Source organism: Bacillus alkalisoli (genome assembly GCF_002797415.1).
Classification (GTDB): Bacteria; Bacillota; Bacilli; order Bacillales; family Bacillaceae_I; genus Bacillus_CD; species Bacillus_CD alkalisoli.
This window is the reverse complement of sequence record NZ_KZ454944.1, coordinates 2,387,804-2,409,123: the sequence shown is the minus strand read 5'-3', so window position 1 is coordinate 2,409,123 and position 21,320 is coordinate 2,387,804. Positions and strand designations below refer to the sequence as shown.

Here is a 21,320-nt window from a genome sequence, read left to right as displayed (position 1 = left end):
ATAAGTACGAGTTATCACTCTTTGAGGGGAGGTGAAAGTTATGGCAGAAGTTTTAGAGCGTGTAACGAAAATCATTGTTGATCGTTTAGGTGTTGATGAGGCTGAAGTAAAGTTAGAGTCTAAATTCAAAGATGATTTAGGTGCTGATTCTCTAGATGTAGTTGAATTAGTAATGGAACTTGAAGATGAGTTCGATATGGAAATCTCTGATGAAGATGCACAAAATATTGCAACGGTTGGCGATGCAGTGAACTACATACAGTCCAACAAGTAATTGATTCTATTTTAAAATCCCGCCTTCAGAGCGGGATTTTTCCTATTATTAGAATTATATTTAAATATAGCTATTTGTATCTACTAAATAATTTGTTAAAATAGATATGTTATACATAATATCATTGTCACATTCTTATAGTGATTGAGGTAATGTCGGAGGCTACCCATGTACAAAAATAGAAACAAAAGTACAGATAAACGCAATGAGCTTATACGGATTAAATTTCAACAATTGCAACAACAAATAGGTATAACGTTCGAAAATGAAAAAACGTTATATAAAGCATTTACACATTCATCATATGTGAATGAGCATCGTAAAAAAATGTACGAAGATAATGAGCGCCTGGAGTTTTTAGGAGATGCAGTATTAGAATTAACAATCTCTAAGTTTCTTTATGAAAAGTACCCATTAATGAGTGAGGGTCAATTAACGAAGCTACGTGCTTCTATCGTATGTGAACCTTCACTTGTAGCCTTTGCTAACGAGCTATCATTCGGTAATTATGTTTTACTAGGTAAAGGTGAAGAATTAACAGGGGGTAGAGAACGACCTGCTTTACTTGCAGATGTATTTGAAGCTTTTATCGGTGCGCTTTATCTAGACCAAGGGTTATCATCCGTAATTTCCTTTTTAGAAAAGTACGTTTACCCAAAAATTAACGATGGTGCTTTTTCTCATGTGATGGATTTTAAAAGCCAACTACAAGAGTTAGTGCAAAGAGATGCTTTAGGGCAAATTGAATATAAAGTATTACAAGAAAAAGGCCCTGCTCATAGTAGAGAGTTTGTTTCACAAGTGCTGTTAAACAGCGAAGAACTTGGAGTAGGTATTGGTAAGTCTAAAAAAGAAGCAGAACAACACGCAGCACAATATGCTCTAACGAAACTAAAGCAACATTAATTTTATTTATTACAACATTATATCCCCCTATCATAGGGGGATACTTCTTATTTAAAGACTGAGTTAAAGAATATAATTGTTTTAAAAAATATCTAGCTGTTGATTGGACCGCAAGTCGTAGACTCCTTCGAAAATAGCAGAGGTTTTTAACAGAGTGAATAGAAAAAAGGGATTAACTATGATAAACACAATGAGGTGAGGAAGAATGTACCTCAAACGATTAGAAGTTTTAGGTTTTAAGTCGTTTGCAGAAAGAATTAAAGTAGACTTCGTGCCTGGTGTTACAGCTGTTGTAGGACCTAACGGAAGTGGAAAAAGTAATATTACCGATTCCATTCGCTGGGTTTTAGGCGAGCAGTCAGCTAAATCACTACGTGGTACTAAAATGGAAGATATTATTTTTGCTGGTAGTGAATCGCGTAAACCATTAAATATTGCTGAAGTAACCTTAACATTAGATAATAGCAACCGTATTTTACCCATTGATTATATGGAAGTAAGCGTCACAAGAAGAGTATATCGATCTGGTGAGAGTGATTTTTTAATAAATAATCAGTCTTGTCGTTTAAAAGATATTGTAGATTTATTTATGGATTCTGGCTTAGGAAAAGAAGCTTTTTCAATTATCAGCCAAGGTAAAGTAGAAGAGATCTTAAGTAGTAAGGCGGAAGAACGAAGAAGTATATTTGAAGAAGCGGCTGGCGTACTAAAATACAAGACTAGAAAGAAAAAAGCGGAACATAAGCTTTTTGAAACACAAGAGAATTTGAATCGTGTTTCCGATATTTTACATGAATTAGAATCTCAAGTAGAACCGTTACAAATTCAAGCTTCTATCGCTAAAGACTTTTTAGAAAAAAAAGAAGAACTAGAAAAAATAGAAGTAGGCGTGACAGTATTTGAAATTGAAGAATTACACACTAAATGGGAACAACTTTCTGATCGTGTCAAAACGAATACGGAAAAGGAAGTAGACCTCTCTTCTTCCATACAACATAAAGAAGCCGATTTGGAAAAGTTGAAAAACAATGTACAAGCTTTAGATGAATCTATTAACTATTTACAAGATGCCCTTTTGATTGCTAGTTCTGAATTAGAAAAATTAGAAGGTAGAAAAGAAGTATTAAAAGAAAGAAAAAAGAATGCATCACAAAATAGAGCACAATTAGAAAAATCTGTTGTGGAATTAGACAATATAATTGCAGATTTAAAAGAGAATCTTACAAAAGATAGTTCAATATTAAAAGATTGGCAACAAACATTGAAAGTACTAGAGTTGGATCTAACAAGTAAACTCGAATTGCATGATACGTTCAATCAAAACATGGAAGAAACCATTGAACAACTAAAAAGTGATTATATTGAGCTTTTAAACAAACAAGCATCCATTCGAAATGAGTTAACGTATTTAAATCAACAAACGAAACAAGAAGAGGTAAAGACAAAGCGTCTAGAAGAAGTAAATGAAAAATATATTATAGAACGCCAGTCGCTCTCAAAGAAAAAAAGCGAAACATTAAAACAAAATATGGAACTTGAAACGAAAATTAATAGTACCGTTGATAGCTATCGAAAAAGCGTATCTCAATTACACACCTTACAAAACACGCTTCAAAAGAAAGAAAAATTATTGTATGATGCGTTTAAATTTTTACAACAAACAAAATCTCGTAAAGAAATGCTTGAAGCGATGCAAGGAGACTTTGCAGGCTTTTTCCAAGGAGTTAAAGAGATTTTAAAGGCTAGAGACGAACAAAGGCTTTTTGGTATTAAAGGAGCCGTTGTTGAGATAATTCAAGTGAAACAAGACTATGAAACAGCGATTGAAATTGCTCTCGGTAGTTCTACGCAACATATTGTTGTTTCAGAAGAACAGGATGCTAGAAATGCGATTCATTACTTAAAGAAAAATGGTTTTGGTAGGGCAACTTTTTTACCAATGACTGTAATGAAAGAACGTTCCATTCCTGATTATCATCATAAACAATTACAAGGGGATGATGCATTTGTAGGAATGGCATCAGAGTTAGTTCATTTTGATCAAAACTATCAAAATATCATTCTATATCTTCTAGGGAATGTAATTGTTGCAAAAGACTTAAAAGGTGCGAATAGGTTAGCGTCTATTGTTCAGCATCGTTACCGAATCGTAACGTTAGATGGTGATGTTGTTAATCCAGGAGGTTCCATGACTGGTGGAGCTGTGAAACAAAAAAATAATTCATTGTTAAGTCGCACAAGAGAATTAGAATTCGCTACAATTAAATTAGCAGAAATTGAAGAGCAAGCATCTTTAATGGAAGAGCAAGTAAAAGTGCTGAAAAGTAAATTGAAAGATGAAGAAATGGAAGTTGCTGCAATTAAAGAGCAAGGGGAAACATTACGCTATGAGGAACAGCAAGTTAGAGCGCTACTAAAAGAAATTGAACTAGAAGAGAAAAATATTAATGAACACCTTTCACTCTATGACTATGAAAAAGAGCAGTTTACAACAGCTAAAGCAAGTAATATTGCACGTGAAAGCGAATTGAATAAGCAATTAGCTGAGTTAACGATCGAGATAGAAGGGTTAGATAAAGAAATCCTTCATCTCACAAATCAAAAGAAAGAACAGCATGTAACGAAGGAAACGTTACAATCAGAGATTACTAACCTTAAAGTTGATGCAGCTAGCCATAAAGAACGAATTCAGAACCAAAAACATAAAGTACTTCAACAAAAGCAACAATTAGAAGAAGCAGAAAATAAATTTATTGAGATTCAAGAAGATTTATCTCTGTTAAATAGTGAAATGACGGATAGTTATTCTGGAGAAAAGCAATTAGAGTTTGCTGCACAAGAAAAATTACAAGATAAAAATGAAACAATTCAACTTATTTCTTCTAGAAGAGAAGAGAGGTTAAGACTACACGAAAAACTAGAAGCACAAGAGCTGGAATTAAAAGAACTAAAAAGACAATATAAGACTCTAACGCAAATCTTAAAAGATGAAGAAGTCCAATTGAATCGCCTAGATGTTGAACTTGATAATAGACTAATGCATTTAAGGGAAGAATATATGTTAACGTTTGAAGCGGCTAAAGAGCAATTTCCGCTACTAGATGACATCGAAATATCAAGAAAAAGACTAAAGCTAATCAAAATGGCGATGGAGGAACTCGGTACAGTAAACATAGCAGCAATTGATGAATATGAGCGTGTTTCGGAGCGTTATTATTTCCTAAAAGAGCAAAAAGAAGACTTACTTGAAGCCAAAGATACGTTATATCAAGTTATCAGTGAAATGGATGAAGAAATGACGAAGAGATTTGAAATAACCTTTACGAACATTCGATCTCACTTTAATGATGTGTTCCACTCCTTGTTTGGAGGAGGACGAGCTGACTTAGTATTAACGAACCCTGAAGATATGCTAAACACCGGGGTAGAAATTGTAGCACAACCACCTGGGAAGAAACTTCAAAATTTAGGGTTATTATCAGGTGGAGAAAGAGCTCTAACAGCAATTGCTCTATTGTTTAGTATCCTAAAAGTTAGACCAGTACCATTCTGTATATTAGATGAAGTGGAAGCTGCTTTGGATGAGGCGAATGTTCATCGTTTTGCAAACTATTTAAAGCACTATAGTAAAGAAACACAGTTTATTGTCATAACACATCGTAAAGGTACAATGGAACAATGTGATGTACTATATGGTGTAACGATGCAAGAATCTGGAGTTTCTAAACTTGTATCTGTTAGACTGGAAGAAACGAAAGAACTAGTAACATAGGAAGGAAGAGCGAGATGAGCTTTTTAAAAAAATTAAAAGAGAAAATTACAACACAAACAGAATCTGTAACAGAAAAGTTTAAAGAAGGTTTAACAAAAACAAGGGAATCGTTTTCTGGTAAAGTAAACGACTTAGTAGCAAGGTACCGTAAAGTAGATGAGGATTTCTTTGAAGAATTAGAAGAAATATTAATTGGTGCCGACGTTGGCGTAAATACAGTTATGGAATTAATTGATGAGTTAAAGATGGAAGTAAAGCGTCGTAATATCCAGGATACAAAAGACGTGCAAAGTGTTATCTCTGAAAAATTAGTAGAAATTTATGAATCTGCTGGTGAAACGAATCCGAGCCTTAACATCCAATCAGAAGGTTTAACAGTTATTCTTGTTGTTGGTGTAAATGGAGTAGGGAAAACGACTTCGATTGGAAAACTTGCTAATCGTTTAAAACAAGAAGGTAAAGAGGTACTATTAGCAGCTGGAGACACGTTCCGTGCAGGAGCAATCGAGCAATTAGAGGTGTGGGGAGAACGTGTCGGTGTCGACGTTATTAAACAATCTTCAGGCTCTGATCCAGCTGCAGTTATGTATGACGCAATTCAAGCAGCTAAAGCAAGAAAAGTCGACGTATTATTATGTGATACTGCAGGAAGATTACAAAATAAAGTCAACTTAATGAAAGAGCTAGAAAAAGTAAAAAAAGTAATTGAACGAGAAGTACCAGGGGCTCCACATGAAGTTTTATTAGTGTTAGATGGAACAACTGGCCAAAATGCGCTTAGCCAAGCTAAAATTTTCTCTGAGGCAACAAACGTAACTGGTATCGTCTTAACGAAATTAGACGGAACGGCAAAAGGTGGAATTGTCTTAGCGATTCGTAACGATTTACGAATCCCTGTTAAATTCGTAGGCCTAGGTGAAAAGGTAGACGATCTACAAGCCTTCGACGCAAACCAATACGTCTACGGCTTATTCGCTGGCTTAGTAGAAAAAGAAGAAGCAGAAGAAGTGTAAATACTGAATTTTGAAACAGGTTGTGAATAGTCACAACCTGTTTTTTAAATATTAAATTTCCAAATTATTTGATATAGTTAGAAATTGATAATTGTAATTTCAACCCAACATTAAGGAGTTGTTTGTGACAGTCAAGAGACTCCTCGAAAATGCATACGCATTTTCTTCGTGCGAAGCTTTGCTGCCGAGACCACACGCGGAAAGCGATTGACTGTCACGAACAACTAAAGTAAGTAATTATATTTTATTACGGATGTACTAACCTGTAGTATTGAAAAGTGGTCAAGAAGAAAACTTGACATACTTTGAACTTAATTGTAAACTAATTCAATGTAAAGGCATTTCACTTAACAAGGGAGAGTGAACAAACATGCTGGAAAAAACGACGAGAATGAACTATCTTTATGATTTTTATCAATCGTTGTTAACTCCAAAACAAAGAAACTATATGTCTTTGTATTATTTGGATGATTACTCCCTTGGTGAAATAGCAGAGGAATACAACATAAGTCGTCAAGCTGTTTACGACAACATTAAACGTACGGAACTAATGCTTGAAGAATATGAACTAAAACTTTTGTTATTTCAAAAGTTTCAAGAGCGTCAGCAACTTTTGTCAAAGATGAAACAATTAATGATGGAAAAAGAAAATGCTCCTACTAATGATATAGTACTGTTAGTAGAGGCGCTTGAGAAATTAGATTAGGGGGCGGCGTACATGGCATTTGAAGGTTTAGCCGACCGTTTGCAAAACACCATTCAAAAAATTCGCGGTAAAGGTAAAGTAACAGAACAAGACGTAAAAGAAATGATGCGTGAAGTTCGATTAGCTTTACTAGAAGCAGATGTTAACTTTAAAGTCGTAAAAGACTTCGTAAAACGAGTTAGTGAACGTGCTGTTGGACAAGAAGTAATGAAAAGCTTAACTCCAGGTCAGCAAGTAATTAAAGTCGTAAAAGAAGAACTAACGAACTTAATGGGTGGAGAGCAAAGTAAAATTGCTGTAAGTAACCGACCACCAACGGTCATAATGATGGTTGGTTTACAAGGCGCTGGTAAAACAACGACGACAGGTAAGCTTGCTAATTTATTGCGAAAAAAGAACAATAAAAAGCCTATGCTTGTTGCTGCTGATATTTATCGTCCTGCAGCAATTAAACAGCTTGAAACATTAGGTAAACAGTTAAACATGCCTGTTTTTTCACTTGGTGATCAAGTTAGTCCTGTTGAAATTGCTAAAAAAGCAATTGAAAAGGCAAAAGAAGAGCACCATGACTATGTTTTAATTGATACTGCGGGTCGATTACATGTTGACGAAGCATTAATGGATGAATTGAAACAAGTTAAAGAGATCTCCAAACCTGATGAAATCTTTCTAGTTGTTGATGCAATGACTGGACAAGATGCAGTTAATGTTGCTGAGAGCTTTAACGAACAACTTGGCTTAACAGGGGTTGTCTTAACAAAATTAGACGGAGATACTCGAGGTGGAGCTGCTTTATCTGTAAAAGCAGTAACAAACACACCAATCAAATTTGTAGGTTTAGGAGAAAAGCTTGATGCAATAGAGCCGTTTCATCCTGAACGTATGGCGTCAAGAATCCTTGGTATGGGCGATGTTTTAACTCTTATTGAAAAAGCGCAAGACAATGTAGATGAAGAAAAAGCAAAAGAGTTAGAACAAAAACTTCGTACAGCGAGCTTTACATTTGATGACTTTTTGGAGCAACTAGGACAAGTACGAAAAATGGGTCCTTTGGACGAAATTTTAGGCATGATACCTGGTGCAAACAAAATGAAAGGCTTAAAAAACGTTCAAGTCGATGATAAACAAATCGGTCATGTCGAAGCTATCATTCGATCTATGACGAAAAAAGAAAAAGAACAGCCTGATATCATTAATGCGAGCCGTAAAAAAAGGATAGCAAAAGGTAGCGGTCGACCAATTCAAGAAGTAAACCGTTTACTAAAGCAATTTGAAGAAATGAAAAAAATGATGAAACAAATGACAAGTATGACAAAAGGTAAAGGGAAGAAAGGTGGATTTAAACTTCCTTTTATGTAAGTCCGATTATCATAAGTTTTATACATTTTTCTCTATAAATTTTAAAGTGACAAGAAAAAACACTTTACAAACAATTAACTACTTGTTATCATACTATCTTGTGTGAAATATTTTCGGAGGTGCTATTAAAAATGGCAGTTAAAATTCGTTTAAAACGTATGGGTAGCAGAAAATCCCCATTCTATCGTATTGTTGTAGCAGATTCTCGTTCTCCTCGTGATGGACGTTTCATTGAAACAGTTGGAACTTACAATCCTGTAACTCAACCAGCTGAAGTAAAAATCAATGAAGAGTTAGCATTAAAATGGTTACAAGATGGAGCAAAACCATCTGACACAGTTCGTAACCTTTTCTCGAACGAAGGCATTATGGAAAAATTCCACAACGCTAAATTCAGCAAGTAATTGGTTAACTAACCATGACAAAACTAGTTGAAACGATTGTAACGGCGTTAGTAGATCATCCAGAACAAGTTGTTGTTACAGAAGTAGAAGCAAATAATGTAACTACGTATCAACTAACTGTGCACCCAGATGATTTAGGAAAAGTGATTGGTAAGCAAGGGAGAATCGCTAAAGCAATTAGAACGGTTCTTTTCGCAGCTGCCTCACACGATAATAAACGTGTACAACTAGAAATTAAGGAGTAGGGAGGCTTTCGAGCTTCCCTTTTTCTTATTCTTGAGCTGAGTTGAAAAATAGTGTTGATTTTTCACAACTATCTAGCTGTTGATTGTAGCGCAAGTCTGAGACTCCTCGAAAATGCTACCGCATTTTCTTCGTGCGATGAATCGATTCCGTAGCCTTCCTTGTCCTGGGGGAGACCCCGGAGGCTCCCGGCGCCACGAAAAGTTTGAAGCTACTCGTTCAGCCCCGAAAAGCATAAGACAGGGGCAACTAGAGGGTGCTTTTTCCCTCAAGATGACCATGGCTAGACTTGCGGAGCTTGCCGCTGAAACTAGACACGCCCTCGGAAAGCGAAGACTTGCGCTACAATCAACAGCGGTATATAACCGAGCTTTTTATGAGATATGAAAATAATTAGGTAATACTACTAAAATAAAATGATTATTTAGAGGTGAAAATAAAATGACAGAATGGTTTAACGTTGGAAAGATTGTAAACACGCACGGTATTAAAGGGGAAGTCCGAATTGTATCTAGAACTGATTTTGCTGATGAGCGATATAAGCCAGGCAATACACTTTTCCTTTTCATGAATGAAAACGATCAGCCAATTCCACTAGAAGTAGAATCAAGAAGAGTACATAAAACATTTGATTTACTTAAGTTTGTTGGTAAGGATAATGTTAACGAAGTCGAACAATATAAAGGGGCAATTGTGAAAGTCCCAGCAACTCAATTAGAAGACCTAAATGAAGGAGAATTTTACTTTCATGAAATAATCGGATGTAAAGTCATCAATTTAGAAACGAATGACGATATAGGTGTTATAAAAGAAATATTAACACCAGGTGCAAACGATGTATGGGTTATAAAAGGGAGTAAAGGAAAAGAAATTTTAATTCCTTATATAGATCAAATTGTAAAAGAAGTAAACATTGCAGATAAAGTTATATACATCGAGCCGATGGAAGGACTTCTATAAAATGAAAATAGACGTATTAACTCTTTTTCCTGAAATGTTTACGGGAGTATTAAATACTTCCATATTAAAAAAAGCAGCTGAGAAAGAAGTTGTCACTTATCGCGTCGAAAATTTTAGGGATTATTCTACAAATAAACATAGTAATGTTGATGATTATCCTTATGGTGGAGGTGCTGGTATGGTTTTAACTCCACAACCAATCTTTGACGCTGTAGATAAGCTTACAAGTGAGTCAAAGCCTCGAGTAATCTTAATGTGCCCGCAAGGAGAAAGATTCAACCAGCGTAAAGCAGAGGAGCTCTCGCGGGAAAAACATTTATTGTTTATTTGTGGACATTACGAAGGGTACGATGAAAGAATTAGAGAATCACTAGTTACAGATGAAATCTCAATTGGAGATTTTGTACTAACTGGTGGAGAACTTGCATCTATGGTAGTAATTGATAGTGTTGTGAGACTACTACCAGGAGTTCTAGGAAAAGAAGCCTCTCATGAGCAAGATTCTTTTAGTACTGGCCTTCTTGAGCATCCTCACTACACAAGACCGGCTGAATTTCGTGGAATGAAAGTGCCTGATGTATTGTTATCTGGTAATCATGAGAAAATAAAACATTGGCGCAGGAAAGAAACTCTAAGAAGAACGTGGAGTAGAAGACCGGATTTATTACAAGAATACGAATTAACGGATCAAGAAAAACAATGGTTACTAGAAATACAAAATGGCGAGAAGTAATATTGCCTTTTAATCTTAAATATGTTACTATACTAGTTGTGACTTAGCACAGCTATGTCGAAAAAACGGTGTTCCGCTGCATGAAATACATGGAATGAGCATCTGTGGAAAAGGAGAAAAGAACATGCAAAAATTAATCCAAGAGATTACACAAGCACAACTTAAATCAGACCTTCCTACATTTAAAGCTGGTGACACTGTACGTGTACACGTTAAGGTTGTAGAGGGTACGCGTGAGCGTATTCAGTTATTCGAAGGTGTAGTAATTAAACGTCGTGGTGGCGGAATTAGCGAAACTTTCACAGTTCGTAAGATTTCTTACGGTGTTGGTGTTGAGCGTGCATTCCCTGTACATTCACCAAAAATCGAACAAATCGATGTTATCCGTCGCGGTAAAGTACGTCGTGCGAAACTTTACTACTTACGTGCATTACGCGGTAAGAAAGCTCGTATTAAAGAAATTCGATAATCAAAAAGTAGCATAAACATCAATAGAATGTAATGTGTTCTATTTCGATGTGTAAGCTAAGTAGAAAGGAGCTTGCTAAAACAAGCTCCTTTTTTTCGCACTTTAATTAATAGCTATGTTAAAGCTTAGTGTTGATAATTTAGTACTAATACCTGTTGATTTGCGTGCAAGGCTGAGACTCCTGCGGGAGAAGCGGGGAGTGGGAGACCCCACAGGCGCATGCGCCGAGGAGTAGGTTTTTTCACGACAGTGAAAATAACACCTTCCTTTTTACCGCCCGCGGAAAGCGAAGCCTTGCACGCAAATCAACAACGAACTTTAACACAGCCTAATTAATAAATACACCTAAGTTTTTAAACTGATAAAAAAAGGTATATAATAATGATATTTACATACTAATAGGTCTGTTTAATCTAGAAAGAGATATATATAGGTAAGTTAAGTTGATAAATTACATTCCCATATTGAAAAACGAACTAAGTTTTTCAGATAGTAGTAATATATGATGAAACTTACTCAGGTAGTGGAGGAACAAAGATGACAAAATCTAAAAACGAGCTCTTTGAATGGATAAAGGCATTAGCGATTGCAATTGTATTAGCAGCTGTCATTCGTTATTTCTTTTTTGCCCCTATAGTTGTAGACGGAGATTCCATGATGCCGACATTACACAATCAAGATAGAATGATTGTAAATAAAATTGGCTATATGATAGGTAAACCTGATAGATTTGACATCGTTGTTTTCCATGCAACAGTAGATAAAGATTATATTAAACGTGTAATCGGTCTTCCAGGGGATGAAGTGGAATATAAAAATGACGTCTTATATATTAATGGTGATCCATACGAAGAGCCATACTTAGATGAATTTAAAGCTGAAATACCTAATGGTCCTTTAACAGAAAACTTTACGTTAGAGGATATAATTGGCCAAAAAACGGTGCCAGAAGGACATATTTTTGTATTAGGTGACAATAGAAGATTCAGCAGAGACGGAAGACACATTGGAACAGTCGCAATGGACCAAGTGCTTGGCAAAACAAAAGTAGTTTATTGGCCTCCATCTGATATGAGAATTGTCCATTAAAAAAGGACAAAAATAGAAAGGCGTGTAAGTTTATGACTATTCAATGGTTTCCTGGTCATATGGCGAAAGCTCGTAGGGAAGTTACTGAAAAATTAAAGCTAATTGACATCGTTTATGAACTTGTAGATGCTAGATTACCTATTTCTTCAAGGAACCCAATGATTGATGAAATCATTAAGCAAAAACCTCGAATTATTTTATTAAATAAAGCTGATCTGGCAGATCCAGCTGATACACAAAAATGGATTCAATATTTTCAAGAAACTACTGAAAATACTAGAGCTATAGCAATTGATTCTTTTCAAGGAAAAGGAATTAATAAAATACAATCATTATCAAAAGAATTGTTACAGGAAAAGTTCGATAAAATGATAGCCAGAGGGATTCGTCCTAGAGCTATTAGAGCTTTAATTGTCGGAATTCCAAATGTTGGTAAATCCACTTTAATTAATAGATTAGCGAAAAAGAATATTGCTAAAACTGGAGATCGACCTGGTGTAACGAAAGCACAACAGTGGGTTAAAGTTGGTAAAGAACTAGAATTGTTAGACACTCCAGGTATTTTATGGCCGAAATTTGAAGATCAAGAAGTAGGATTGAAACTTGCTACAACTGGAGCCATTAAAGACACAATTATCAACCTTCAAGAGGTAACTGTATTTGCCTTAAGGTTTTTAGGAACCTATTATCCTGAACGTTTAAAAGAAAGATATGGACTATCTGAAATTCACGAAGACGTTGTAGAACTTTTTGATACTATAGGTGAAAAAAGAGGTTGCAAAATGGCTGGTGGCTATATCGATTATGATAAAGTAGCAGAATTAGTAATTAGAGAAATAAGACAAGAAAAGTTAGGTAGAATAACGTTTGATAAAGACTTTTCAGCATAATTTCAAGCAAAAGAGGCAAGTTGTGAAATTTCACTTCCTGCCTTTTTTTAGTGGTTAGTTACTAGTGGATAGTGATTAGGCGGTGTGATCAACACTATTTAAAACTACTACTACAAAACACTTGAACCTAACAATTAATAGGTCGATAAAAAAGTAAGAGGTGAGAAAACATGGGAAATTTAACAATAAAAGAAATACAAGCCCTACTACAAAACGCAAAAGATGAATCAGATCCAACACTAACGACAATAAAAATAGATCCCCGAAAAGGTGTACAACAACTTTATAAAAAATGGGAAAAAGAAAAACTACGAGCAGAAGAGCTACATACGCAGTTTGAAAATATGCTGGCTTATGAAAAAGAACTGAGAAGAAATGGTATTAAATATATTGCTGGAATTGATGAAGTAGGCCGTGGTCCATTAGCTGGTCCTGTAGTAGCTGCTGCAGTTATTTTAAAAGAAGATTTTTATTTGCCAGGACTTACAGATTCAAAAAAATTATCTCCAGCTAAAAGAGAAACGTTCTATGAATATATTATAGATAATGCGCTTGCTTATGGTATAGGGGTAGTACCAGCGAAAGAAATCGACACTGTAAATATATACGAGGCAACTAAAATAGCAATGATTAAAGCGATAAAAGAACTTCCAATAGAGCCAGAACATTTGTTAATAGATGCGATGAAATTACCAATAGGTATTTCTCAAACTTCCATCATTAAAGGAGACGCAACGAGTATATCAATTGCTGCTAGCTCTGTGCTTGCTAAAGAAACAAGAGACCGCTATATGAAGAATCTTGGAGAAACGCACCCTTCATACGGTTTTGAAAATCATATGGGATATGGTACGAAAGAGCATCTTGAAGCGATAGAAACACACGGAATCATATCAGAACATAGAAAATCTTTTGCTCCAATCAAAAGCTATGTAAGTTAGGAGGAAAGCTATGGATGGTGACATCACTTTTTCAACTAGTCTATTAAACTCGCATAGAACTAGCACAAGCTTGAACTTGCCAAAAGTGTTCCAGGCAAGAGTTCTGGAAGAACTCCAAGAAAATGTCTCGTTAATTAGGATAGGTACAAGAGAAGTAGTTGTTAAAATAAATGAAAAAGTAATGATAGGTAATGAGTATTTATTCCGTTTTAATGGAAATTCAGAAAAATCACTTCCATTAGTAGAAGTTACAAAATTAGCTGATGTTGCTACACCTAAAGCAATCCAGACGGTGAATACTACTCACACGGCGTCGAATGAAACGATAGCTAATTTGAAGATTAATACTACCACTCAGCAGCAAATAGTAATGTCCCTGTATCAAAAAGTAGATAAGAGTGCTTATGACTCCATTTTAAAATGGGTAAACGAAAGCAATGGAATGACAAAAGAAACAAAATTTTTGTTCATTCAACATGTAATGACGAAAAATTACCCTATTCCACTTGAAAAGGCGATAATGAATGTGCAAGAGGCAATTAATAGGGAAAACAATATAGGACAGCTAGTCAAGGAATTAATATCGGAGGTAAAAAACTTACCTTTGAAAACTCATCCTGAACAGAAGTTAGAAGAGTTACTTAGAAACGTTACTTTGCAGGCAAATTTGTTACAAACTAGTAGTCAAGTAAAGAATGTTGTCGTTCAATCACTTGCTCAATTGGGATTTCAATATGAGAAGAATATTCTAACTTCCCATTTTTCACAAGTCCAAACGAAGAGTAAACTTGAGGCAGAATTAAAACCAATTCTTATTGCTTTACAACAACAACTTCCTACTGCAGAAATGAATAGGAAAATAGAAAAGATGGTCCAAATGCTGAATGGATTTCAGCTTCAATCTCGAGAAGATGGTCTTTTTCAACCGTTATTTTTCGCCATTCCTTATCTTAATAATGAACAATATAAAAATTGGTATATTCATATTCAAGCCCGAAATACAGAGAAAGAAAAGGTTGATCCATCTCATTGTCGTATTCTCTTTTTGCTTGACTTACCAGTACTATCAGAAACGATGGTTGATATATTAATTCAGGAAAAAGTGATATCCGTTTCTATTACTAACAACTTTACAAAACTTGATGAAATCGTTCAAAAATATAAGTCGATATTAATGAAAAAGCTCGAAGAAGATGGTTATATGCTTTTATCGTTGAAAGTAATAAAAAACGAAGACAAGCATCAAGATGTTTATAACGTCTTTTTACAAGAAGTGTTAAAGCCTCCTAACAAGGGAGTGGACATTAAATTATGATGAAGAAAGATCCAAAATTCACTCAAAAAAAAGCAGTAGCACTATATTATGACCAACAAAAAGACTATGCCCCAATTGTAACAGCAAAAGGCAAAGGTCTCATTGCAGAAAATATAATCCAAACAGCAAAAGACAATGGAGTTCCTATTCAAGAGGATGAAGCTTTAGTTCAACTATTATCTGAAATTGAACTACACGACAAAATTCCGGAATCTTTATATGAAGTAGTGGCAGAAATACTTTCTTTTGTGTATATTTTAAACGAAGAGGCAAAGAAAGAGTAAAAATGTTTTACTCCTATAGTTTATTGAAAATTCAGTAAAATAGGCTAGGTGGTTGATATGATAGGCATTTCATTAAATTTAAAGAATTGCTAATAATTAATTTTTTGAAAATAGTATAATATTTTTACAGAAAGGTAGACAAAGGGTGTCTCATTTTATAAAATGAAAGCGCAGTCTATTTTTATTGTGATACATAAGATTGGAGGATGGGAAATGAATATCCATGAATATCAAGGAAAAGAGATCCTCAGAAAATACGGGGTAGCTGTTCCGAATGGTCGCGTAGCATTCACTGTGGAAGAAGCAGTTGAAGCAGCAAAAGAATTAGGAACAGAAGTATGTGTGGTAAAAGCACAAATTCACGCAGGTGGTCGTGGAAAAGCTGGTGGCGTTAAAGTTGCTACAAAAGGCTTAGAACAAGTTCGTGAGTATGCGAGTGAAATTTTAGGTAAAACGTTAGTAACACATCAAACAGGTCCTGAAGGTAAAGAAGTTAAACGCTTACTTATCGAAGAGGGTTGCGATATTAAAAAAGAATACTACATCGGTTTAGTATTAGACCGTGATTCTTCAAAAGTTGTTTTAATGGCTTCTGAAGAAGGTGGAACGGAAATCGAAGAAGTTGCAGAAGCAACTCCAGAAAAAATCTTTAAAGAGTATATCGATCCTGTAGTAGGTTTAACAGGATTCCAAGCTCGTCGTATTGCTTTTAATATTAACATTCCAAAAGAGTTAGTAGGACAAGCTGTTAAGTTCATGATGAGCTTATACACTGCATTCGTAGAAAAAGATTGCTCTATCGCTGAAATTAACCCGTTAGTAGTTACTGGTGACGGAAAAGTAATGGCATTAGATGCAAAATTAAACTTTGATGCAAACGCATTATATCGTCATAAAGACATTTTAGAGTACCGTGATCTTGACGAAGAAGATGCAAAAGAAATTGAAGCTTCTAAGTACGACTTAAGTTATATCTCACTTAATGGAAACATCGGGTGTATGGTAAATGGTGCTGGTCTTGCTATGGCAACAATGGATATTATAAAACATTATGGTGGAGACCCTGCAAACTTCCTTGATGTTGGGGGCGGTGCTACTGCTGAGAAAGTAACAGAAGCATTCAAAATCATCCTTTCTGATGAAAATGTAAAAGGTATTTTTGTAAACATTTTCGGTGGAATTATGAAGTGTGACATTATTGCAACAGGTGTTGTAGAAGCTGCTAAACAAGTAGAGTTAAAAGTACCTTTAGTAGTACGTCTTGAAGGAACTAACGTTGAGTTAGGGAAGCAAATCCTTAAAGATTCTGGTCTAAACATCGTTGCTGCAGAATCTATGGCTGATGGCGCACAAAAAATCGTAGCACAAGTAGGATAAGAAAGGCAGGGGAACATACATGAGCGTATTTATTAATAAAGACACAAAAGTTATCGTACAAGGTATTACAGGTTCAACTGCTTTGTTCCATACAAAACAAATGCTTGAGTATGGTACAAACATCGTTGGTGGAGTTACGCCTGGTAAAGGTGGTACAGAAGTAGAAGGTGTTCCGGTATTCAACACAGTTGATGAGGCTGTTAAAGCTACTGGTGCAAATGCATCTGTTATCTACGTTCCAGCACCATTCGCAGCAGATGCAATTTTAGAAGCAGTTGATGCTGAACTTGACCTAGCAATCTGTATTACAGAACATATTCCAGTAATGGATATGGTAAAAGTAAAACGTTACATGGAAGGCAAAAAGACTCGTTTAGTTGGTCCTAACTGCCCAGGTGTAATTACTCCAGGTGAATGTAAAATTGGTATCATGCCAGGATATATTCATACAAAAGGTCATGTAGGAGTTGTTTCTCGTTCTGGAACACTTACATATGAAGCTGTACACCAACTATCAGAAGCTGGTATTGGCCAATCTACAGCTGTAGGTATCGGTGGAGACCCAGTTAACGGTACAGACTTCATTGACGTTTTAAAAGCATTTAATGAAGACCCTGAGACTTATGCAGTAATCATGATTGGTGAAATCGGTGGAACTGCAGAAGAAGAAGCGGCTCTTTGGGTAAAAGAAAACATGACTAAGCCTGTTGTAGGATTTATCGGCGGACGTACAGCCCCTCCAGGAAAGCGCATGGGCCATGCTGGTGCGATTATTTCTGGTGGTAAAGGTACAGCTGATGAGAAGATTCGTGTGATGAACGAGTGTGGTATCGAAGTAGCAGATACTCCATCTGTTATGGGAGAGACACTAATTAAAGTTATCACAGAGCAAGGCATACTAGAAAAGTGTAAAACTCACTAATCTAACTTCTAAAATATGCAGAGGTAGTAGAATGACTACCTCTGTGTATTTGTTATAAAATTTCAAATAATTTCATAGGAGCGAATGAATACATGGATAAATGGAAACAACGTTTACTACATTTACATCATTGTTCATCCATCACAAGAAATATCCTTTTTAAAATTCTTCGGTTTGACCCCGATTTAAAAAACATTTTTAATTTTTCTACCAACGATCTCACTCACCATTTACGAATAACAAAGTCATCTGCAGAAAAAATATACTCTCAAATAAGAACTGTAAATATAGAAAAGTTTTTATGTAACTATAATCTAGAACAAATAATTCCAATTACATTTAAAGACCCTCTGTATCCACTACTCCTTAAAGAAATATATGATCCACCTCTTGTTTTGTATTGTAAAGGTGATATCTCGCTATTTCATTCGAAAAAAGTTAGTATAGTTGGTACTAGAAACCCGACCATGTATGCAAATAAAGCACTAGAATTAATCCTCCCATCATTAATAAAAGAAGGGTTTACGATTGTTAGTGGTTTGGCTACTGGAGTAGATACTAATGCACATAAATTAACGATAGAAAATAACGGAAAAACGATAGCTATTCTTGGTAGTGGTTTATTTAACGTTTATCCAAAAGAAAACATAGCTTTGGCAAATACAATCGCTCGGGAACATCTACTTGTCTCAGAATATACTCCATACACCCCTCCACAGAGATGGCAGTTTCCTTTTAGAAATAGAATAATTAGCGGACTTTCAAGTGGTACAGTTATTGTGGAAGCAAAAGAAAGAAGTGGCTCATTGATTACTGCAGAACAAGCTTTAGAACAAGGAAGAGATGTGTTTGCTATACCAGGATCAATCTTTTCCCCGACGTCAATTGGAACAAACTTATTAATTCAACAAGGAGCTAAGCTTGTAATGAAAGCTGAAGACATTCTGGAGGAAATTTAAAAAAATAAATTGTTAAAAAAAATTCATAAATTGAATTTTAGTATGTATTAATTTACAAAAAAAATAGTTTCTATAGTATTATAATGGCGACAACAAAAAGTTGTCGCTTTCCTTAAGATAATATTTATAAAAGTTTATAAAGGAAACGTATAGAGTTGACTAGAATTTTTATACCATTACCTCCAGAATGTGTTTTAATATAAAAATTAGTGGAATAATTTCAAATAAAACGGGCTATCAATATAATTAAATAGATGCGTTTTTAAAAAATTCCGAAAACTTTTACACTTTCCTGTTTGACAAACAGGAAAAAAATATTTAATAATAATGAAGATTTAAAGAATCGTTTTAATATATACATAAATGTTTCAATTAAAACTTCATATCCTATTAGTTTAACTTAACTTATTATTAAAGGTGTATCCTTTTAAATAAAGTTTTAACTACATACAGGAAATTTACCCTCTAAGGAGGACATAGGAATGTCAGATTATTTAGTTATAGTAGAGTCGCCTGCAAAAGCAAAAACAATTGAAAAATATTTAGGGAAAAAATATAAAGTGAAAGCTTCAATGGGACATATACGTGATCTTCCTAAAAGTCAGATGGGAGTCGACGTTACAAACAATTTCGACCCGAAGTATATTACAATCCGTGGGAAAGGCCCAGTGTTGAAAGAATTAAAAACAGCTGCCAAAAAAGCTAAAAAAATCTATCTAGCGGCCGATCCGGATCGTGAAGGGGAAGCAATTGCATGGCATTTAGCTCATAGTTTAGGAATTGATACAGCATCCGATTGTCGTGTAGTGTTTAACGAAATTACAAAAGATGCTATAAAAGAATCTTTCAAACATCCAAGACCAATAGATATGGACGTTGTAGATGCTCAGCAAGCTCGCCGAGTACTTGATAGACTTGTTGGTTACAACATCAGTCCATTATTATGGAAAAAAGTAAAAAAAGGTTTAAGTGCGGGGCGTGTTCAATCAGTAGCTGTTAGGCTTGTAATTGAAAGAGAAAAAGAAATAAATGCTTTTATTCCGGAAGAATATTGGACAATAAAAGGATCATTCCTTACAAAAGATAAAAAAGAATTAGATGCAAGCTTTTATGGTTTGAACGGTAAGAGAGTGGAATTAAAATCAGAAGAAGAAGTTAATTCCATCATAAATAAATTAAATGACAATTCTTTCGAAATTAATAGCGTGACGAAAAAAGAAAGAAAACGTAATCCTGCACTACCATTCATCACATCTTCTTTACAGCAAGAAGCAGCTCGGAAATTAAATTTCCGAGCAAAAAAGACGATGATGTTAGCACAGCAATTATATGAAGGAATTGAGCTTGGAAAGCAAGGAACAGTTGGTTTAATTACTTATATGAGAACAGATTCTACTAGGATATCGGATACTGCTAAATTAGAAGCAGCACAATATATTGAAGATACGTATGGGAAAGAGTACTTAAGTAATGCACCAAAAAAAGAAACTAAAAATGCAAAAGCACAAGATGCTCATGAAGCAATTCGACCAACTGCAACCATGAATGATCCTCAATCGTTAAAGCAATTCCTAAGTAGAGATCAATTCCGTTTATATAAATTAATTTGGGAACGATTTGTTGCTAGTCAAATGGCACCTGCTATTTTAGATACAGTAAGTATCGATTTAAGTCACGATGATGTTGTTTTCCGAGCAACTGGTTCTACTGTTAAGTTTCAAGGATTTATGAAAGTATATGTGGAAGGAAGCGACGATGCAACAGATGAAAAAGAGAAAATTCTTCCTCCTTTAGAAAAAGGGGATAATGTTTTCTCAAAAGATATCGACCCTAAACAACATTTCACTCAACCACCTCCGAGATATACGGAAGCGAGACTAGTGAGAGAATTAGAAGAATTAGGAATTGGTAGACCTTCTACATATGCGCCAACTCTCGATACAATCCAAAAGAGAGGGTATGTAGCATTAGATAATAAGCGTTTCATTCCAACGGAACTTGGGGGAATTGTGTTTGAATTAGTTATGGAGTTCTTTCCAGAAATCATCGATGTAGAGTTTACGGCGAATCTAGAAACAAATCTAGATAATGTAGAAGAAGGAATAGTAAACTGGATTGACATAATTGATGGATTTTATCATGAGTTTGAAAAGAGATTAGAAAAAGCGGAACAAGAAATGAAAGAAGTAGAAATAAAAGATGAACCAGCTGGAGAAGATTGTGAGTTATGCGGAAATGAAATGGTATTCAAAATGGGTCGATACGGCAAATTTATGGCTTGTTCCAATTTCCCAGACTGCCGAAATACAAAAGCAATAGTAAAAGATATTGGCGTTAACTGTCCGAAGTGTGAAGAAGGAAATGTTGTAGAAAGAAAAAGTAAAAAGAAACGTATTTTTTACGGTTGCGATCATTTCCCTACTTGTGATTTCTTATCATGGGATAAACCTCTCGCTCGTAAATGTCCAAAGTGTGAAGCATTATTGGTAGAAAAGAAGTTGAAAAAAGGAATGCAAGTTCAGTGCGTAGAATGTGATTATAAAGAAGAAGTGCAGCAATAATTCATTCTTTGAAATGTCGAATTGAATCAAATAATGCAAAAATGTTGCACTTTATCTACTTTTCATGTATTTTATATAGTAATAGAGCTATAACTTGAACGTTAAATACCAACTAGGGGACTGACGATAAGCTACTTTGTCAG

General features: G+C 35.1%; 20 protein-coding genes. All 20 read left to right on the top strand.

The features are described 5' to 3' along the window. The first annotated feature begins 40 nt into the window (after positions 1 to 40). Positions 41 to 274 carry an acyl carrier protein gene (gene acpP, locus CDZ89_RS11950; RefSeq protein WP_096154668.1) on the top strand — a complete coding sequence of 78 codons (234 nt, stop codon included), beginning with the start codon at positions 41 to 43 and terminating at the stop codon, positions 272 to 274. A gap of 168 nt (positions 275 to 442) precedes the next feature. Continuing rightward, complete coding sequence (gene rnc, locus CDZ89_RS11945) at positions 443 to 1,180, top strand: ribonuclease III (protein WP_096154667.1); 738 nt, start codon at positions 443 to 445, stop codon at positions 1,178 to 1,180. 205 nt (positions 1,181 to 1,385) lie between these two features. Beyond that, positions 1,386 to 4,952, top strand: coding sequence for a chromosome segregation protein SMC (gene smc, locus CDZ89_RS11940; protein ID WP_096154666.1), 3,567 nt, complete (start codon positions 1,386 to 1,388; stop codon positions 4,950 to 4,952). A 14-nt stretch (positions 4,953 to 4,966) separates the two neighbouring features. Further along, a complete protein-coding gene (gene ftsY / locus CDZ89_RS11935; protein WP_096154665.1) occupies positions 4,967 to 5,965 on the top strand; it encodes a signal recognition particle-docking protein FtsY in 999 nt (332 codons plus the stop codon). Between the two features lie 370 nt (positions 5,966 to 6,335). Continuing rightward, positions 6,336 to 6,671, top strand: coding sequence for a putative DNA-binding protein (locus CDZ89_RS11930; protein WP_096154664.1), 336 nt, complete (start codon positions 6,336 to 6,338; stop codon positions 6,669 to 6,671). A 12-nt stretch (positions 6,672 to 6,683) separates the two neighbouring features. Further along, positions 6,684 to 8,030: a signal recognition particle protein gene (gene ffh / locus CDZ89_RS11925; protein ID WP_096154663.1), complete on the top strand. Its 1,347-nt coding sequence runs from the start codon at positions 6,684 to 6,686 to the stop codon at positions 8,028 to 8,030. Positions 8,031 to 8,161: 131 nt separating this feature from the next. Further along, positions 8,162 to 8,434, top strand: coding sequence for a 30S ribosomal protein S16 (gene rpsP, locus CDZ89_RS11920; RefSeq protein WP_096154662.1), 273 nt, complete (start codon positions 8,162 to 8,164; stop codon positions 8,432 to 8,434). 14 nt (positions 8,435 to 8,448) lie between these two features. Further along, positions 8,449 to 8,679 carry a KH domain-containing protein gene (locus tag CDZ89_RS11915; RefSeq protein WP_096154661.1) on the top strand — a complete coding sequence of 77 codons (231 nt, stop codon included), beginning with the start codon at positions 8,449 to 8,451 and terminating at the stop codon, positions 8,677 to 8,679. Between the two features lie 439 nt (positions 8,680 to 9,118). Continuing rightward, positions 9,119 to 9,637, top strand: coding sequence for a ribosome maturation factor RimM (gene rimM, locus CDZ89_RS11905; RefSeq protein WP_096154659.1), 519 nt, complete (start codon positions 9,119 to 9,121; stop codon positions 9,635 to 9,637). Position 9,638: 1 nt separating this feature from the next. Beyond that, on the top strand, positions 9,639 to 10,370 hold the full coding sequence (trmD, locus tag CDZ89_RS11900; protein ID WP_096154658.1) for a tRNA (guanosine(37)-N1)-methyltransferase TrmD: 732 nt from the start codon (positions 9,639 to 9,641) through the stop codon (positions 10,368 to 10,370). 124 nt (positions 10,371 to 10,494) lie between these two features. Then, a complete protein-coding gene (rplS, locus tag CDZ89_RS11895; RefSeq protein ID WP_096154657.1) occupies positions 10,495 to 10,839 on the top strand; it encodes a 50S ribosomal protein L19 in 345 nt (114 codons plus the stop codon). Positions 10,840 to 11,376: 537 nt separating this feature from the next. After that, positions 11,377 to 11,928: a signal peptidase I gene (gene lepB, locus CDZ89_RS11890; RefSeq protein WP_096154656.1), complete on the top strand. Its 552-nt coding sequence runs from the start codon at positions 11,377 to 11,379 to the stop codon at positions 11,926 to 11,928. A gap of 32 nt (positions 11,929 to 11,960) precedes the next feature. Further along, on the top strand, positions 11,961 to 12,818 hold the full coding sequence (gene ylqF / locus CDZ89_RS11885) for a ribosome biogenesis GTPase YlqF (protein WP_096154655.1): 858 nt from the start codon (positions 11,961 to 11,963) through the stop codon (positions 12,816 to 12,818). Between the two features lie 170 nt (positions 12,819 to 12,988). Further along, entirely contained in the window at positions 12,989 to 13,759 is a 771-nt protein-coding gene (locus CDZ89_RS11880) for a ribonuclease HII (RefSeq protein WP_096154654.1), read from the top strand. A 10-nt stretch (positions 13,760 to 13,769) separates the two neighbouring features. After that, positions 13,770 to 15,074 (top strand): hypothetical protein, encoded by a 1,305-nt coding sequence (locus tag CDZ89_RS11875; RefSeq protein ID WP_096154653.1) that lies wholly within the window; start codon positions 13,770 to 13,772, stop codon positions 15,072 to 15,074. Next, positions 15,074 to 15,358: an EscU/YscU/HrcU family type III secretion system export apparatus switch protein gene (locus tag CDZ89_RS11870; protein WP_406564926.1), complete on the top strand. Its 285-nt coding sequence runs from the start codon at positions 15,074 to 15,076 to the stop codon at positions 15,356 to 15,358. The genes CDZ89_RS11875 and CDZ89_RS11870 overlap by 1 nt, the downstream gene beginning before the upstream one ends. Before the next feature lie 213 nt (positions 15,359 to 15,571). After that, positions 15,572 to 16,735 (top strand): ADP-forming succinate--CoA ligase subunit beta, encoded by a 1,164-nt coding sequence (sucC, locus tag CDZ89_RS11865; RefSeq protein ID WP_096154651.1) that lies wholly within the window; start codon positions 15,572 to 15,574, stop codon positions 16,733 to 16,735. Positions 16,736 to 16,754: 19 nt separating this feature from the next. Further along, positions 16,755 to 17,657, top strand: coding sequence for a succinate--CoA ligase subunit alpha (gene sucD, locus CDZ89_RS11860; RefSeq protein WP_100333739.1), 903 nt, complete (start codon positions 16,755 to 16,757; stop codon positions 17,655 to 17,657). A 92-nt stretch (positions 17,658 to 17,749) separates the two neighbouring features. Next, the gene (gene dprA, locus CDZ89_RS11855) at positions 17,750 to 18,616 is read left to right on the top strand and encodes a DNA-processing protein DprA (protein ID WP_096154649.1); all 867 of its coding nucleotides are present in this window, start codon (positions 17,750 to 17,752) and stop codon (positions 18,614 to 18,616) included. Positions 18,617 to 19,098: 482 nt separating this feature from the next. Continuing rightward, positions 19,099 to 21,177, top strand: a complete 2,079-nt coding sequence (gene topA / locus CDZ89_RS11850; RefSeq protein ID WP_096154648.1) for a type I DNA topoisomerase — start codon at positions 19,099 to 19,101, stop codon at positions 21,175 to 21,177. Positions 21,178 to 21,320: the final 143 nt, after the last annotated feature.

Bases quoted from the DNA above. Each gene is read 5' to 3' on its own strand.
- CDZ89_RS11870 (WP_406564926.1), top strand. From the start codon at position 15,074: ATGAAGAAAGATCCAAAATTCACTCAAAAAAAAGCAGTAGCACTATAT.
- topA (WP_096154648.1), top strand. From the start codon at position 19,099: ATGTCAGATTATTTAGTTATAGTAGAGTCGCCTGCAAAAGCAAAAACA.
- rimM (WP_096154659.1), top strand. From the start codon at position 9,119: ATGACAGAATGGTTTAACGTTGGAAAGATTGTAAACACGCACGGTATT.
- ylqF (WP_096154655.1), top strand. From the start codon at position 11,961: ATGACTATTCAATGGTTTCCTGGTCATATGGCGAAAGCTCGTAGGGAA.
- ftsY (WP_096154665.1), top strand. From the start codon at position 4,967: ATGAGCTTTTTAAAAAAATTAAAAGAGAAAATTACAACACAAACAGAA.
- rpsP (WP_096154662.1), top strand. From the start codon at position 8,162: ATGGCAGTTAAAATTCGTTTAAAACGTATGGGTAGCAGAAAATCCCCA.
- ffh (WP_096154663.1), top strand. From the start codon at position 6,684: ATGGCATTTGAAGGTTTAGCCGACCGTTTGCAAAACACCATTCAAAAA.
- sucD (WP_100333739.1), top strand. From the start codon at position 16,755: ATGAGCGTATTTATTAATAAAGACACAAAAGTTATCGTACAAGGTATT.
- CDZ89_RS11875 (WP_096154653.1), top strand. From the start codon at position 13,770: ATGGATGGTGACATCACTTTTTCAACTAGTCTATTAAACTCGCATAGA.
- rnc (WP_096154667.1), top strand. From the start codon at position 443: ATGTACAAAAATAGAAACAAAAGTACAGATAAACGCAATGAGCTTATA.
- smc (WP_096154666.1), top strand. From the start codon at position 1,386: ATGTACCTCAAACGATTAGAAGTTTTAGGTTTTAAGTCGTTTGCAGAA.
- CDZ89_RS11880 (WP_096154654.1), top strand. From the start codon at position 12,989: ATGGGAAATTTAACAATAAAAGAAATACAAGCCCTACTACAAAACGCA.
- acpP (WP_096154668.1), top strand. From the start codon at position 41: ATGGCAGAAGTTTTAGAGCGTGTAACGAAAATCATTGTTGATCGTTTA.
- CDZ89_RS11915 (WP_096154661.1), top strand. From the start codon at position 8,449: ATGACAAAACTAGTTGAAACGATTGTAACGGCGTTAGTAGATCATCCA.
- lepB (WP_096154656.1), top strand. From the start codon at position 11,377: ATGACAAAATCTAAAAACGAGCTCTTTGAATGGATAAAGGCATTAGCG.
- dprA (WP_096154649.1), top strand. From the start codon at position 17,750: ATGGATAAATGGAAACAACGTTTACTACATTTACATCATTGTTCATCC.
- sucC (WP_096154651.1), top strand. From the start codon at position 15,572: ATGAATATCCATGAATATCAAGGAAAAGAGATCCTCAGAAAATACGGG.
- rplS (WP_096154657.1), top strand. From the start codon at position 10,495: ATGCAAAAATTAATCCAAGAGATTACACAAGCACAACTTAAATCAGAC.
- CDZ89_RS11930 (WP_096154664.1), top strand. From the start codon at position 6,336: ATGCTGGAAAAAACGACGAGAATGAACTATCTTTATGATTTTTATCAA.
- trmD (WP_096154658.1), top strand. From the start codon at position 9,639: ATGAAAATAGACGTATTAACTCTTTTTCCTGAAATGTTTACGGGAGTA.